The 14,299-nt window shown below is 61.6% G+C and carries 12 protein-coding genes; all 12 read left to right on the top strand.

Going from position 1 to position 14,299, the window contains the following annotated elements; genetic code table 11:
- Window positions 1-161 precede the first annotated feature (161 nt).
- Complete coding sequence (locus SNL23_RS20565; protein ID WP_076017494.1) at window positions 162-1,784, top strand: methyl-accepting chemotaxis protein; 1,623 nt, start codon at window positions 162-164, stop codon at window positions 1,782-1,784.
- Window positions 1,784-2,296 (top strand): chemotaxis protein CheW, encoded by a 513-nt coding sequence (locus SNL23_RS20570; protein WP_076017493.1) that lies wholly within the window; start codon window positions 1,784-1,786, stop codon window positions 2,294-2,296. The genes SNL23_RS20565 and SNL23_RS20570 overlap by 1 nt, the downstream gene beginning before the upstream one ends.
- Window positions 2,296-3,546 (top strand): CheR family methyltransferase, encoded by a 1,251-nt coding sequence (locus tag SNL23_RS20575; RefSeq protein WP_076017492.1) that lies wholly within the window; start codon window positions 2,296-2,298, stop codon window positions 3,544-3,546. The genes SNL23_RS20570 and SNL23_RS20575 overlap by 1 nt, the downstream gene beginning before the upstream one ends.
- On the top strand, window positions 3,543-4,229 hold the full coding sequence (locus SNL23_RS20580; RefSeq protein ID WP_076017491.1) for a chemotaxis protein CheW: 687 nt from the start codon (window positions 3,543-3,545) through the stop codon (window positions 4,227-4,229). Before SNL23_RS20575 ends, SNL23_RS20580 begins: the two co-directional genes overlap by 4 nt.
- Window positions 4,226-6,523 carry a hybrid sensor histidine kinase/response regulator gene (locus SNL23_RS20585; RefSeq protein WP_318303304.1) on the top strand — a complete coding sequence of 766 codons (2,298 nt, stop codon included), beginning with the start codon at window positions 4,226-4,228 and terminating at the stop codon, window positions 6,521-6,523. The genes SNL23_RS20580 and SNL23_RS20585 overlap by 4 nt, the downstream gene beginning before the upstream one ends.
- Entirely contained in the window at window positions 6,520-7,530 is a 1,011-nt protein-coding gene (locus SNL23_RS20590; RefSeq protein WP_076017489.1) for a chemotaxis response regulator protein-glutamate methylesterase, read from the top strand. The genes SNL23_RS20585 and SNL23_RS20590 overlap by 4 nt, the downstream gene beginning before the upstream one ends.
- 51 nt (window positions 7,531-7,581) lie before the next feature.
- Window positions 7,582-8,583, top strand: a complete 1,002-nt coding sequence (locus tag SNL23_RS20595; RefSeq protein WP_076017488.1) for a response regulator — start codon at window positions 7,582-7,584, stop codon at window positions 8,581-8,583.
- A gap of 291 nt (window positions 8,584-8,874) precedes the next feature.
- Window positions 8,875-9,970 (top strand): peptide chain release factor 2 gene (prfB, locus tag SNL23_RS20600; RefSeq protein WP_141099662.1). Its coding sequence is split into 2 segments (ribosomal slippage): window positions 8,875-8,946 and window positions 8,948-9,970, totalling 1,095 coding nucleotides; the frame shifts between segments, so codons are not numbered across the junction.
- Between the two features lie 79 nt (window positions 9,971-10,049).
- On the top strand, window positions 10,050-11,552 hold the full coding sequence (lysS, locus tag SNL23_RS20605; RefSeq protein ID WP_076017487.1) for a lysine--tRNA ligase: 1,503 nt from the start codon (window positions 10,050-10,052) through the stop codon (window positions 11,550-11,552).
- 151 nt (window positions 11,553-11,703) lie between these two features.
- Window positions 11,704-12,420: a TetR/AcrR family transcriptional regulator gene (locus SNL23_RS20610; protein WP_023659125.1), complete on the top strand. Its 717-nt coding sequence runs from the start codon at window positions 11,704-11,706 to the stop codon at window positions 12,418-12,420.
- 16 nt (window positions 12,421-12,436) lie between these two features.
- A complete protein-coding gene (locus SNL23_RS20615) occupies window positions 12,437-12,985 on the top strand; it encodes a hypothetical protein (RefSeq protein ID WP_318303308.1) in 549 nt (182 codons plus the stop codon).
- Window positions 12,986-13,006: 21 nt separating this feature from the next.
- Window positions 13,007-14,284 (top strand): flavohemoglobin expression-modulating QEGLA motif protein, encoded by a 1,278-nt coding sequence (locus tag SNL23_RS20620; protein WP_076017484.1) that lies wholly within the window; start codon window positions 13,007-13,009, stop codon window positions 14,282-14,284.
- Window positions 14,285-14,299 lie beyond the last annotated feature (15 nt).

The raw sequence follows: 14,299 nt of genomic DNA on the forward strand, positions 1-14,299 counted from the left end.
GTAAGGGCGGAACCCTAAGCCGCCGTTACCGCAGCAACGGATATGCCCCCCCCCAAAAAACTCCCCCCCCCCGTGTGACCCAGATCCCACAACCCGTTGATTAATGATGGCACCCGCTCAGCTATACTCCCCTCCATTTGAATGGCCCTCGAGGAATTACTGTGAAGAACTGGACCTTGCGCCAACGGATATTGGCAAGCTTTGCGGTCATCATCGCGATCATGTTGCTGATGGTAGTGGTCTCGTATTCACGCCTGTTGAAGATCGAGGCTGGCGAAGAGTCAGTTCGCGACGACGCAGTCCCCGGGGTCTACCTAAGCTCCATGATCCGCAGCGCCTGGGTCGACAGTTACCTCGACACCCTCGACATCATCGGCCTGCGCAAAGACAAGGTGCTCACCGACGCCGACAAGGCCGACTACAAGTCCTACGAAGCGCGCATCCTCACGCAGATGGCCAATTACAAGGCAACCATCAACGGCGCTGATGATCAGGCCGAGTTCGATAAATTCGAAGCCCTGCACCAGGCCTACAACAAGGCATTGGCCACCGTAACGGACAATCTGCAACGCAATGACGTCGCCGCCGCCCGCAAAGTGTTCGACGAAGAGCTGACCCCGACCTGGACCGCAGGCCGCAAGAAGCTCAACGACATCATCACCGAAAACAAAAACGTCGCCGACCGCGCCACCAACGCTATCGACGACGCGGTGTCCGCTGCAAAAATCAGCATGGGCGTCTCACTGATCCTCGCGATCCTCGCCGCCGGTCTCTGTGGCCTGCTGCTGATGCGCGCGATCATGGCGCCGATGAAACGCATCGTCGACATCCTCGAAATCATGCGCACCGGTGACCTGAGCAAACGCCTGAACCTGGAACGCAAAGACGAATTCGGCGCGGTGGAAACCGGCTTCAACGACATGATGACCGAGCTCACTGCCCTGGTATCCCAGGCACAGCGCTCCTCGGTCCAGGTCACCACCTCGGTCACCGAGATTGCTGCCACCTCCAAGCAGCAGCAGGCCACCGCCACAGAAACCGCCGCGACGACCACCGAGATCGGCGCTACTTCCCGGGAAATCGCCGCCACGTCCAAGGACCTGGTCCGCACCATGACCGAAGTCTCCACCGCTGCCGACCAGGCCTCGGTGGCCGCCGGCTCCGGCCAGCAAGGCCTGGCACGCATGGAAGAAACCATGCACTCGGTGATGGGCGCGGCCGACCTGGTGAACGCCAAGCTGGCGATCCTCAATGAGAAGGCCGGCAACATCAATCAGGTGGTCGTGACCATCGTCAAGGTTGCCGACCAGACCAACCTGCTGTCCCTCAATGCCGCCATCGAGGCCGAGAAGGCCGGTGAATACGGTCGCGGTTTTGCCGTGGTGGCCACCGAAGTGCGGCGTCTGGCCGATCAGACCGCCGTCGCTACGTATGACATCGAGCAGATGGTGCGCGAGATCCAGTCGGCAGTGTCGGCCGGGGTGATGGGCATGGACAAATTCTCCGAAGAAGTGCGCCGTGGCATGTTCGAGGTGCAGCAAGTGGGCGAGCAATTGTCGCAGATCATCCATCAAGTGCAGGCCCTGGCGCCGCGGGTGTTGATGGTCAACGAAGGGATGCAGGCCCAGGCCACCGGCGCCGAGCAGATCAACCATGCGCTGGTGCAGTTGGGTGATGCCAGCAGCCAGACCGTAGAGTCCCTGCGCCAGGCCAGTTTTGCCATTGACGAGCTGAGCCAGGTCGCGGTCGGCCTGCGCAGCGGCGTGTCGCGTTTTAAAGTCTGATGAGCGACCTCGCGGCTAAACGCGGTGCCGTTGCGGCAGTGAAAAAAGCACTGTTTCTGGTGTTTCACATCGGCAATGAACGCTATGCCCTCAAGGCCACGGAAGTGGCCGAGGTACTGCCGCGCCTGCCGCTCAAGCCCATTGCCCATGCGCCTGTGTGGGTCGCCGGGATCTTTGCCCATCGCGGGGCGATGGTGCCGGTGATCGACCTCAGTGCCTTGACCTTCGGCACGCCGGCTCAGGCGCGCACCAGTACGCGCCTGGTACTGGTCAACTATCAGCCGGATGCACTGGCTCCGGCGCGCTGGCTGGGGCTGATCCTCGAACAAGCCACCGACACCTTGCGCTGTGATCCTGCAGAGTTCCAGCCCTACGGCCTGGACAACCGCCAGGCACGCTACCTGGGCCCGGTGCGCGAAGACGAGCGTGGCTTGATGCAGTGGATAGGCGTGGCCGACCTGCTGACGGCTGATGTGCAGGCGCTGCTGTTTGCCGCCGGCGAGGAGGGTTGATGAGCAGTGATCAACGCTTCTTCGACTTCCTGAAAGAACGCATCGGCCTCGATGTGGCCTCGGTGGGCGAAGCGATTATCGAGCGTGCCGTGCGCCAACGCAGCCAGTCAATGAATGCGCAGACCGCAGATCAATACTGGCAGCAGTTGTTGGTCTCGACCGACGAACAGCAAGCGCTGATCGAAGCGGTGATCGTCCCCGAAACCTGGTTTTTCCGTTACCCCGAGTCCTTCGCCACATTGGGCCGGCTGGCGGTCGCACGTCTGGCTGAAATCAAGCACATGCGCGCCCTGCGGATCCTCAGCCTGCCATGTTCCACCGGCGAAGAACCCTATTCGATCGCCATGGCCTTGCTCGACGTCGGGCTGGCGCCGCATCAGTTCAAGGTGCAAGGCATGGACGTCAGCCCGCTGTCGGTGGAGCGCGCCCGCCGCGGGGTGTACGGCAAGAATTCGTTTCGCGGCCAGGACATCGAGTTCCGCGATCGCCACTTCACCGAGCAAACCGACGGCTACCGAATTGCCGACCGCGTGCGCGAACAAGTGCGCCTGCAAGTGGGCAACCTGCTGGACCCCACGCTGCTGGCCAACGAGCCCACCTACGATTTCGTGTTCTGCCGCAACCTGCTGATCTACTTCGACCAGCCAACCCAGAAGCAGGTGTTTGAAGTGCTCAAGGGCCTGACCCACGTCGACGGCGTGCTGTTTATCGGGCCTGCCGAAGGCAGCCTGCTGGGGCGCCTGGGCATGCGCTCGATTGGTGTGCCGCAGTCGTTTGCCTTCAGTCGTCACGCTGAGCCTGCGCCGGAACCGGTATTTGTGCCGATGCCTGCGCCGATCCCCCAGCGCAGTGCCGCGCCTATCCCGACCAAGCCCCGGCCGTTCAGCACGATCAGCGCTCAACCCGTCGTTGCGATCAAACCGCCGCCCCCGCATTCGGACGCTGCCGATCTGCTCAGCCAGATCGCAACCCTGGCCAATGAAGGCAAAAGCCTTGAGGCCCGCGCCGCCTGCGAGCGTTATCTGCAAACTCACCCGCCAGCAGCCCAGGTGTTTTATTGGCTGGGCCTGCTCAGCGATGTGGCCGGCAGCGCCCTGGAAGCCCAGGGTTATTATCGAAAAGCCTTGTACCTGGAGCCCCAGCACCCGCAGGCCTTGATGCACCTGGCCGCGTTGCTCGAATCCCAGGGCGATGTCGCCGGTGCCCGGCGTTTGCAGGCCCGTGCCGCCCGCAGTGAGCGTAAACAATGACCCTGGATACCGCGCTGAACCTGGCCCTGGCCGACACCCAAGCCATCGACGACTGCTGGAACCGCATCGGCATCCACGGCGACAAGTCTTGCCCGTTGCTGGCCGAACACATCCACTGTCGCAACTGCTCGGTGTATTCCGCCGCCGCCACGCGCCTGCTCGACCGCTACGCCTTGCAGCAGGACGATCATCGTCCCGTAGCGGCGCCGCAAGTCGAAGGCGATGTAGTCACCCGTTCGCTGTTGATGTTCCGCCTCGGCGAAGAGTGGCTGGGCATCGCCACCCGCTGCCTGGTGGAAGTGGCACCGCTGCAACCAATTCACTCCTTGCCACATCAGCGTTCACGCGCCCTGTTGGGCGTGGCCAATGTGCGCGGCGCGCTGGTGGCGTGCCTGTCCCTGGTGGAATTGCTCGGGCTGGACGGCGCCAGCAGCGGCCCCAGTGGCGGGCGAATCATGCCGCGCATGCTGATCATCGCGGCGCAGGACGGCCCGGTGGTGGTGCCGGTGGACGAAGTGGACGGCATCCATGCCATTGATGAACGCACTTTGAACGCGGCTTCTGCTTCTGGCACCCAGGCCAGCGCCCGCTATACCCAAGGCGTGTTGCAGTGGAAAGGCCGAAGCCTGCGCTGGCTGGACGAGGCGCAATTGTTGTCTGCCGTGACCCGGAGCCTCACATGACCCCCGACCAGATGCGCGATGCCTCGCTGCTGGAACTGTTCAGCCTGGAAGCCGACGCCCAGACCCAGGTGCTCAGTGCCGGTCTGCTGGCCCTGGAGCGCAACCCGACCCAGGCCGACCAACTCGAAGCCTGCATGCGCGCCGCCCATTCTTTGAAGGGCGCGGCGCGGATTGTCGGGGTGGACGCCGGTGTCAGCGTCGCCCACGTGATGGAAGATTGCCTGGTCAGCGCCCAGGAAAGCCGGCTGTACCTGCTGCCGGAACATATCGACGCACTGCTGCAAGGCACCGATTTGCTGATGCGCATCGCCACGCCGGGCAACACCGTGGGCGCAGCGGACATCGAGTCCTACGTGGCGCTGATGGAGCGTTTGCTCGACCCGTCGCAAAAAGTCGCACCGCCCGTTGCGCCAACGCCAACGCTGGCACCTGCCCCAGAACCTGAATTGTCGATGGAAGCACTGCTGACCCTGCCGCCGGAGCCCGAACCCGCGCCGCCCGTCAGTGCCGAACAGCCACGCCAGAACAAACGCATGACCGAAGGCGGCGAGCGCGTATTGCGGGTCACTGCCGAACGCTTGAACAGCCTGTTGGACCTGTCCAGCAAATCCCTGGTGGAAACCCAGCGGCTCAAGCCATATCTCGCCAGTTTGCAACGTCTCAAGCGCATCCAGAGCAACAGTGTCCGGGCCCTGGATAACCTTGACGGCCACCTCAAGACCGTTGAGCTGAGCCTGGAAGCCCAGGAAGCCCTGGCCGACACCCGCCGCCTGTTGAGCGAAGCCCAGACGTTGCTCGCGGAAAAAACCGCCGAAATCGATGAGTTCGGCTGGCAGGCCGGGCAGCGCGCCCAAGTCTTGTACGACACCGCGCTGGCGTGCCGCATGCGGCCGTTTGCCGATGTACTGGCCGGGCAGGTGCGCATGGTTCGGGATTTGGGCCGCAGCCTCGGTAAACAGGTGCGCCTGGAAATCGAAGGCGAGAAGACCCAGGTCGACCGCGACGTGTTGGAAAAACTCGAAGCGCCGCTCACCCATTTATTACGCAATGCCGTCGACCACGGCATCGAAATGCCCGAGCAACGCCTGCTGGCGGGCAAACCCGCCGAAGGCTTGATCCGCCTGCGAGCGTCCCACCAGGCCGGCCTGCTGGTGCTGGAACTGAGTGACGACGGCAACGGTGTCGACCTGGAACGCCTGCGCGGCACCATCGTCGACCGGCATTTGTCGCCGCTGGAAACCGCCCTGCGCTTGAGCGAAGAGGAGCTGCTGACGTTTCTGTTCCTGCCGGGCTTCAGCCTGCGGGACAAGGTCACCGAGGTTTCGGGCCGCGGTGTCGGTCTGGATGCGGTACAGCATATGGTTCGCCAGTTGCGCGGCGCGGTGGTGCTGGAGCAAACGGCGGGGCAGGGCAGTCGCTTCCATCTTGAAGTGCCGTTGACCCTGTCGGTGGTGCGCAGCCTGGTGGTGGAGGTCGGTGAAGAGGCCTACGCCTTCCCGCTGGCTCACATCGAACGTATGTGTGACCTGGCCCCCGACGACATTGTGCAACTGGAAGGTCGCCAGCATTTCTGGCACGAAGGCCGGCATGTCGGCCTGGTCGCCGCCAGCCAGTTGCTGCAGCGCCCGCCCGGGCAGGGCAATCAGGAAACCCTCAAGGTCGTGGTGATCCGCGAGCGCGATGCCGTCTACGGGATTGCCGTGGAGCGTTTTATCGGCGAGCGCACGCTGGTGGTGCTGCCCCTGGATGACCGGCTGGGCAAGGTCCAGGACATCTCCGCCGGTGCCCTGCTCGATGACGGCTCGGTGGTGTTGATCGTCGACGTTGAAGACATGCTGCGTTCAGTGGACAAGCTGCTCAATACCGGTCGTCTGGAGCGCATCGCCCGGCGTACCCAGCAAACCCAGGAAGCAGCGCGCAAGCGTATTCTGGTGGTGGATGACTCACTGACCGTGCGCGAGCTGCAACGCAAACTGTTACTTAATCGCGGTTACGAAGTAGCCGTGGCGGTCGATGGCATGGATGGCTGGAACGCGCTGCGCTCCGAAGACTTTGACCTGTTGATCACTGACATTGATATGCCTCGCATGGACGGTATTGAATTGGTCACACTCTTGCGCCGTGATACTCGCCTGCAATCCCTGCCGGTGATGGTTGTTTCCTACAAAGATCGGGAAGAAGACCGCCGCCGTGGACTGGACGCCGGCGCCGACTATTATCTAGCCAAGGCCAGCTTCCATGACGACGCGTTGTTGGACGCGGTGGTAGAGCTGATTGGAGGAGCCCGGGCATGAGGATTGCGATCGTCAATGACATGCCCATGGCTGTGGAAGCCTTGCGCCGGGCGCTGAGTCTTGAGCCGGCCCATGAGGTGGTGTGGGTTGCCAACAATGGCCTGGAGGCGGTGCAGCGCTGCGCCGAGCTGACGCCCGACCTGATTCTGATGGACCTGATCATGCCTTTGATGGACGGCGTGGAAGCCACCCGGCAGATCATGGCCGAGACGCCCTGCGCGATCCTGATTGTCACCGTTGATCGCCAGGCCAACGTCAGCCGCGTGTTTGAAGCCATGGGCCATGGCGCCCTCGACGTGGTCGACACCCCCGCGCTGGGTGTGGGTAACCCGAAGGACGCCGCGGCGCCGCTACTGCGCAAGATCCTCAACATCGGCTGGCTGATCGGCCAGCGTGGCAGCCGTGTGCGGGCCGAGCCTGCGCCCCAGCGAACCATGGGCAAACGCCAGAGCCTGGTGGCCATTGGTTCGTCTGCAGGTGGCCCGGCTGCCCTGGAATCCCTGCTCAAGGGCTTGCCCCGGGACTTTTCGCCGGCCATTGTGTTGGTGCAGCATGTGGACCAGGTGTTCGCCGCCGGCATGGCTGAATGGCTGAGCAGCGCCTCGGGCTTGCCGGTGCGCCTGGCCCGGGAAGGCGAGCCGCCCCAAAGCGGCGTGGTGTTGCTGGCGGGCACCAATCATCATATTCGGCTGCTGAAGAACGGCACGCTGGCCTACACCGCAGAGCCGGTGAACGAGATTTATCGGCCGTCCATCGACGTGTTTTTCGAAAGCGTTGCCAGTTACTGGAACGGTGATGCCGTCGGCGTGCTGCTGACGGGGATGGGCCGTGATGGCGCCCAGGGACTTAAAACGATGCGTCAGCAAGGCTACCTGACCATCGCGCAGGACCAGCAAAGCTGTGCGGTTTACGGCATGCCCAAAGCGGCAGCGGCGATCGATGCGGCTGTTGAAATTCGCCCACTGGACAGAATTGCGCCACGATTGCTGGAGGTATTCGCAAAATGACCGATATCACACGCTGTCCTGGCCTGCAGGTAGTAATTCAGGTGACTGCAAATGAATGATTTACAGCTCGACGACTTCAAGACCGACGAAAACGCCGCCATGGTGTTGCTCGTCGACGACCAGGCAATGATCGGCGAAGCCGTACGCCGGGGCCTGGCCCATGAAGACAACATCGACTTCCATTTTTGCGCCGACCCGCACCAGGCCATTGCCCAGGCGATCCGTATCAAACCGACGGTGATCCTGCAGGACCTGGTAATGCCGGGGCTCGACGGCCTGACCCTGGTGCGCGAATACCGTAATCATCCGGCGACGCAGAACATCCCGATCATCGTGCTTTCCACCAAGGAAGACCCGCTGATCAAGAGCGCGGCGTTTGCCGCCGGTGCCAACGATTACCTGGTCAAGCTGCCGGATAACATCGAGCTGGTGGCGCGTATCCGTTACCACTCGCGCTCCTACATGACCCTGCTGCAGCGGGACGCGGCGTACCGTGCGCTGCGGGTCAGCCAGCAGCAGTTGCTGGACACCAACCTGGTGCTGCAACGGCTGATGAACTCCGACGGCCTGACCGGGCTGTCCAATCGCCGGCATTTCGACGAGTACCTGGAGCTGGAGTGGCGGCGTGCCATGCGTGACCAGACCCAGCTCTCGCTGTTGATGATCGACGTGGACTTCTTCAAGACCTACAACGACAGCTTTGGTCACCTGGAAGGCGATGAAGCGTTGCGCAAGGTGGCTGCGGCCATTCGTGATGCCAGCAGCCGTCCCTCGGATTTGCCGGCGCGTTACGGCGGTGAAGAGTTTGCCCTGGTGCTGCCCAACACCTCGCCGGGCGGTGCGCGGCTGGTGGCCGAGAAACTGCGCCAGGCGGTGGCGGGCCTGAAAATCCCGCACATTGCCCCGGCGGAAGGCTCGAGCCTGACCATCAGTATTGGTTTGGCCACCATGACCCCGGTACAGGGCACCGATTGCCGGCAGTTGATCTCGGCGGCGGACAAGGGCTTGTACCTGGCCAAGCACAATGGGCGTAATCAGGTGGGGATCGAGTAATTCCTGCCACTCACTTTGTGCTTGAGGGGCTGTTGTGGCGAGGGGGCTTGTCCCCCGTTGGGCTGCGTAGCAGCCCCATTTAAGAACACCGCGTTCTCTCAGTTAGAACTCCATAGCCTGTATTGGGGCCGCTTCGCAGCCCAACGGGGGACAAGCCCCCTCGCCACAGGTGGGCGCTCGCAGCTCCAGGCAAGTGTCACATAGCACAATCGACCAAGCGGGCTGCCGCTCCCGCCCGTTTGTCGTTATACTCTTCGGCTTTCAAAAGTTCGCCAACGAGTGCTGCCCGCCATGGAAATCAACCCGATCCTTAACACCATCAAGGACCTGTCCGAGCGCTCCGAAACTATTCGGGGGTATCTTTGACTACGATCAAAAGCATGAGCGTCTGACCGAAGTCAATCGCGAGCTTGAAGATCCGGCTGTCTGGAACAAACCTGAATACGCCCAGGAACTGGGCCGCGAGCGCGCTGCGCTGGCGCAGATCGTCGAGACCCTCGACGAGCTGAACACCGGTCTGGGCGATTGCCGCGACCTGTTGGACATGGCCGTCGAAGAAGACGACGAAGGCGCAGTGGGCGATATCGTCGCCGAGCTGGCCCGTCTCGAGGAAAACCTCGCCAAACTCGAATTCCGCCGCATGTTCAGCCATGAAATGGACCCGAACAACGCCTACCTGGATATCCAGGCCGGTTCCGGCGGCACCGAAGCCCAGGACTGGGCCAACATCCTGTTGCGCATGTACTTGCGCTGGGCTGACAAACGCGGTTTCGACGCGACCATCATGGAGCTGTCGGCCGGTGAAGTGGCTGGCATCAAGGGCGCGACCGTGCACATCAAGGGCGAATACGCCTTTGGCTGGCTGCGTACCGAGATCGGTGTTCACCGCCTGGTGCGCAAGAGCCCGTTCGACTCCGGCAACCGTCGCCACACCTCGTTCTCCGCTGTTTTCGTCTCGCCAGAGATCGACGACAAGGTGGAAATCGAGATCAACCCGGCAGACCTGCGCATCGACACCTACCGTTCCTCCGGTGCCGGTGGTCAGCACGTAAACACCACCGACTCGGCCGTACGTATTACCCACGTACCGACCAACACCGTGGTCAGCTGTCAGAACGAACGTTCCCAGCACGCGAACAAGGACACCGCCATGAAAATGCTGCGGGCCAAGTTGTACGAGCAGGAAATGCAGAAACGTAACGCCGCGTCCCAGGCGCTGGAAGACACCAAGTCGGATATCGGCTGGGGTCACCAGATCCGCTCGTACGTGCTCGATGCGTCGCGGATCAAGGATCTGCGTACCAACATCGAACGCAGCGACTGCGACAAGGTGCTCGACGGTGATATCGACGAATACCTGGAAGCCAGCCTGAAATCTGGCCTGTAACCCCCTGTAGGAGCGAGCTTGCTCGCGATCCCCAACCGAAGGTTGGGGAAAACGTACCCGTGATGGAATTTCAAAAGACATGAGCGACCAACAACTCGACCCGCAAGCCCTGCAACAGGAAGAAAACTCCCTGATCGCCCTGCGCAAGGAAAAGCTTGCTGCCGAGCGCGCCAAGGGCAATGCCTTCCCCAACGACTTCCGCCGCGAAAACTACTGCGATGCCTTGCAGAAACAGTACGCGGACAAGACCAAGGAAGAGCTGGCAGAGGCTGCGATCCCGGTCAAGGTGGCAGGTCGCATCATGCTTAACCGTGGCTCGTTCATGGTGATCCAGGACATGACCGGTCGCATTCAGGTCTACGTCAACCGCAAAACCCTGTCTGAAGAAACCCTGGCCTCGGTGAAAACCTGGGACATGGGCGACATCATTGCAGCCGAAGGCACCCTGGCCCGTTCCGGCAAGGGCGACCTGTACGTTGAGATGACCAACGTGCGCCTGCTGACCAAGTCGCTGCGCCCGCTGCCGGACAAGCACCACGGCCTGACCGACACCGAACAGCGCTACCGCCAGCGCTACGTTGACCTGATCGTCAACGAAGAAGTGCGCCAGACGTTCCGCGTACGCTCGCAAGTGATCGCGCACATCCGCAGCTTCCTGATGGCGCGTGACTTCCTGGAAGTCGAAACGCCGATGCTGCAAACCATCCCCGGTGGTGCCGCAGCCAAGCCTTTTGAAACCCACCACAATGCGCTGGACCTGGAAATGTTCCTGCGTATCGCGCCGGAGCTGTACCTCAAGCGCCTGGTGGTTGGCGGCTTCGAGAAAGTGTTCGAGATCAACCGCAACTTCCGTAACGAAGGCGTTTCGACTCGTCACAACCCTGAATTCACCATGTTGGAGTTCTACCAGGCTTACGCCGACTACGAAGACAACATGGACCTGACCGAAGAACTGTTCCGCGAACTGGCGCAGTTGGTCCTGGGTTCCACCGACGTGCCGTACGGCGACAAGGTATTCCACTTCGGCGAGCCGTTCGTGCGCCTGTCGGTGTTCGATTCGATCCTCAAGTACAACCCTGAGCTGACCGCTGACGACCTGACCGACATCGACAAGGCCCGTGCCATCGCCAAGAAAGCCGGCGCCAAGGTGCTGGGCTTTGAAGGTCTGGGCAAATTGCAGGTGATGATTTTCGAAGAGCTGGTTGAGCACAAGCTGGAACAGCCGCACTTCATTACCCAGTACCCGTTCGAAGTGTCGCCGCTGGCCCGTCGCAACGATGACAACCCGAACGTTACCGACCGTTTCGAGCTGTTCATCGGCGGCCGTGAAATCGCCAACGCCTACTCCGAGCTGAACGACGCAGAAGACCAGGCCGAGCGCTTCATGGCCCAGGTGGCCGACAAGGACGCCGGCGACGACGAGGCGATGCACTACGACGCCGACTTCGTTCGTGCCCTGGAATACGGCATGCCGCCAACGGCCGGTGAAGGCATCGGCATCGACCGGTTGGTGATGTTGTTGACCAACTCGCCGTCGATCCGTGACGTGATCTTGTTCCCGCACATGCGGCCACAAGCGTAACCGTAGCGAAATCCGAAGCCGCCTTTTATAAGGCGGCTTTTTTATGTGGCGTATTTAAGCGTCAAGCTAACAGCGCCAGATGATCGTCCCCACGCTCTGCGTGGGGACGCAGCCCGTGACGCTCCGCGTCACCCTGAAAGGAAGATCCGTCGTGAACCGCGTAATGGCTCAAAAGGGTGCCGCCGGCATTGCCGCTGCCGTGGCTGAAAGTGTTCAGTACCAGGGCCGCAAGGCCAGTCGCCGGGGCAGTGAGCAACGTCGGCAGGACATTCTCGATGCGGCGATGCGCATCGTGGTGCGTGAAGGCGTGCGCGCCGTGCGTCATCGTGCGGTGGCGGCAGAGGCCGGCGTGCCATTATCGGCCACTACCTATTACTTCAAGGACATCGACGACCTGCTCACCGACACCTTCGCTCAATACGTGGAGCGCAGCGCGGCGTTCATGGGCAAGTTATGGGTGCGTAATGAAGGGCTGCTGCGGGAGATGGTCGCTTACGGCGACGGCAGTCCGCAGTCGCGCTCGCAACTGGCCGACGACATCGCGCGCCTGACCGCCGATTACGTGCAACGCCAATTGCTCAACCGCCGCGAGCACCTGATGGCCGAGCAGGCGTTTCGCCAGGAAGCGCTGCTGAACCCGCGCCTGGCCGAGTTGGTGCGTTCTCACCAACAAATCCTGCTGCAGGGTACTTGCCAGTTTTTCCAGGTATTGGGTTCGCGCGAGCCGCAACAGGATGCCAAAGTGTTGACGGCGATTATCGGTCGGATGGAATATCAGGGCCTGCTGGGCGGTGCAGAGCCTCTGACCAGCGAAGAAATGCTTGAGATCCTCAAGCGTTACATGCATTTGGTGTTGGCTTCGGTCTGACACAGGGGAGTGTTCAATGAAAGCCTGGCGTGTCGTTGTGATCGCCTTGTCGTTCCTGTTGCTCAGCGGTTGCCTGGTGACGTTCAAGGATCCGTTGCCGGCCAGTGAGGCGGCGCCTGAGGCCCTGCTGGGCAAATGGGCCAGCAAAAATGCCTGGGGCGAGCCGCTCAACCTGCAGATCAGCCGCGTGGGCGAACATCGCTACAAAGCCGTGAGCTACCCTAAAGCCCAGCCGGGCCAACGTGATGAATACCTATTCACGGTTTCCCGCCATGGCAGCCGCTGGTATTTGTCGGCGCCGCTGCCGGCCAAGTTTGGCGGGCATTTCATCCTGGCAGGCTTCGAGCTCAACGATGAACACGAATTGGTGGTCTACAACCTCGACCTGGACCAGATCCACCAGGCTGTCGGCCAGAAAGTCCTTGGCGGCAGCACTGTCGAAACCGTCGAAGGCGACGGCGTATTGATCAACAGCCCCATGGCCCAGGTGTTTGCCTACCTGGATGACCCGGCCAATGCTGACGTGTTCGTCGAAGCCGTGCGCTACCAGCGCGCGGGCAAATAACGTTTAAAGAGGAAGTACCGGGTGGACGATTACCAGCAGACGATACGCACCTTGTCCGATCGCATTGTGCTGGCGCAAACACCGATTCGCGTCCTCGACGCCGTGAAGTGGGACGAGAATATCCGCCAGGGATTTCTCAAGGCCAAGGGCAAGGAAATGCCGGCGGTGGACCGCGATTACTACCTGAATCGGCCACTGTCGTTCGATTCCAGCGCGGTGAAGCTGGAGTTCCAGAACATCGAGCGTGACATCACCCGCCAGCTGGGCCAGTTCAACCCGGTCGGGCAGATCATGCGGCGCATGTGCAAGGAATACCGGATGGTGGTGCGCATGCTCGAAGCGCGCGGCACCGAGGATTTCGGCCTGATTTCCCAGGAACTGTACGGCGCCGCCTCCGATGCGTTCCACGCCGGTGACCCGACCCTGGCCGACCTCGGCCTGATGATGTCGGACTACCTGAACAATATCGACGGCCGTGGCGACCTCAAGGACGAAGCCAAGACCCTCACCGCCAAGGACGCCGTCGGCCTGCTGCAAAGCCGCCTGAACAAGGTATTCGGCGAGGCCGAGGAAACCATTCGAGTGTTCGAGTCTGACGGTATCGTGGCGGATGCGGCGGCAGGCGCCGACTACATCAAGATCCGCGCCGACGCGATGTTCAACGACCGAGACGTGCGCGCCCTGGAAGTTCATGAAGGCCTGGTGCATGTGGGCACTACCCTCAATGGCCAGAACCAGCCGATCTGCACCTTCCTGTCCAAGGGCCCGCCCTCGTCGACAGTGACCCAGGAAGGCCTGGCGATCCTGATGGAAATCATCACCTTCGCCTCCTACCCCAGCCGCCTGCGCAAGCTGACCAACCGCACCCGCGCCATCCATATGGTGGAGCAGGGGGCCGATTTCCTGCAGGTGTTCGAATTCTTCCGCGAGCAGGGCTTTGAAATGGCGGAAAGCTACGGCAACGCCAGCCGGGTTTTCCGTGGGTCGACGCCTACGGGTCTGCCGTTTACCAAGGATTTGTCCTACCTGAAGGGCTTTATCATGGTTTACAACTACATTCAGTTGGCCGTGCGCAAAGGCAAACTGGAGCAAGTGCCGCTGCTGTTCTGCGGCAAGACCACCCTGGAAGACATGCGTACCCTGCGCCAACTGGTGGATGAAGGCCTGGTGGTACCGCCCAAATACCTGCCGGATCAGTTCCGTGACATGAATGCGTTGGCGGCGTGGATGTGTTTCTCCAATTTCCTCAACCATTTGAGCCTGGATCGGATCGAGGCGGATTACTCCAATATCCTTTAACGATATCTCTGAAGG

The sequence above is a fragment of the Pseudomonas sp. SED1 genome (assembly GCF_034044025.1).
GTDB lineage: Bacteria > Pseudomonadota > Gammaproteobacteria > Pseudomonadales > Pseudomonadaceae > Aquipseudomonas.